The sequence below is a fragment of the Pseudomonas sp. 2VD genome, assembly GCF_005503585.1.
Taxonomy (GTDB): Bacteria; Pseudomonadota; Gammaproteobacteria; order Pseudomonadales; family Pseudomonadaceae; genus Pseudomonas; species Pseudomonas aeruginosa.
Genome location: NZ_SCND01000649.1, coordinates 1 through 1,343 on the forward strand (window position 1 = coordinate 1; position 1,343 = coordinate 1,343).

A 1,343-nucleotide genomic window follows, 5' to 3' on the forward strand; every position below is an offset into this window, starting at 1 on the left:
ACCTGAGCCTGCCGCTGCGCCACGACGCGCGGGTTTCCTACCAGCTCAGCGCCGACCTGCCGGACCTGCAACAGGCCGATCGCGGCACCTTGCGCCTGGCCTTGCAGGCGGCGGCGCGGCCGGACCCGCTGAGCCGCACGCCGTGGCTCAACAGCCGCGCGCTGCCGCGGGCCGAGCAGGCCTCGCTGGTGCAGCTCGGCGGCGCCCCTGCCGAGACTTGGGACCAGCCGCGCAAGGACGTGCCGCGCGGCAAGGTGGAGCGCCTCGGCTATAGCAGCCAGGCCCTGGCCAACCAGCGCCAGCTGACGCTCTACACGCCGCCGGGCTACGACCCCGAGGGCCAGCGCTATCCGCTGCTGGTGCTGTTCGACGAGGACCACTACGCGCGCGACGTACCGACCCCGACCATCCTCGACAACCTGATCGCTGCCGGGCGCATCCGCCCGACCCTGGCGGTGATTGTCGGCAATGTCGACGCCAGCAGCCGGGGCCGTGAGCTGCCCTGCAACGAGGCCTTCGCCGACATGCTCGCCCATGAGCTGCTGCCCTGGTTGCAGCAGCGCTATGCATTGAGCGAGGAGCCTGCCGATCGCGTGCTTTCCGGTTCCAGCTACGGCGGGTTGGCCTCGGGCTGCATCGCCTACCGTTATCCGGAACGCTTCGGCAAGGTGCTGAGCCTGTCCGGCTCGTTCTGGTGGGGGCCGGACGAGCAGCAGCCGCAGTGGCTGGTACGGCAGTTCGCCGCTGGCGAGCGTTTGCCGCTGACGTTCTTCCTCAGTTCCGGCCTGCTCGAGGAGCCCGAGGCGGACGGCATTCTCGGCAGCAACCGCAGCCTGCGCGCGGCGCTGCAAGGCAAGGGCTACCCGCTGCACTACCGCGAGTTCCCCGGCGGTCACGACTACGCGGCGTGGAGCCTGGAGCTTGCCGAAGGGTTGCAGGCCTTGTTGCCGGCGCATTGAGCCGGCTGGCTGGCGTGGGGCGGATAGCCGCTTGCGGTTATCCGCCGTGCCGCGGCCTAGAGGTGGGGGAAGGCTGTCCGGAGCGTGTCCGCAATGCCCACCGCGTTGCGGAATCGGAAAAAATCGTCCAGGGCCATTTGCCAGCGTCGGCGGATAGGGGACAATCGGCGTTCGCCTCAATCGAACGACAAGGATGTTCTCGATGCGCCGACTCTTGCGCCCGGTATTCTGCGCCGCGCTCTTCTGCCTGTACCCAGCGCTGGTCCAGGCTGCCGCCGAAAGCGAAATCCTCGGCCTGTTCCAGCGCTGGCAGGCCGCCCACGGGCAACGCAGCGGCAAGGCCCTGGAAGGGGTCTATGCGCCGCGCCTGGACTACTATGGCCG

General features: G+C 69.3%; 1 protein-coding gene and 1 pseudogene. Both read left to right on the forward strand.

What is annotated here, in order from left to right:
- Window positions 1-959, forward strand: a 959-nt coding sequence (locus tag FFS27_RS32780) for an alpha/beta hydrolase (protein WP_137952558.1), incomplete at its 5' end; no start/stop codon positions are given.
- Between the two features lie 202 nt (window positions 960-1,161).
- Window positions 1,162-1,343, forward strand: a pseudogene (locus FFS27_RS32785) (hypothetical protein); the annotation flags it as partial.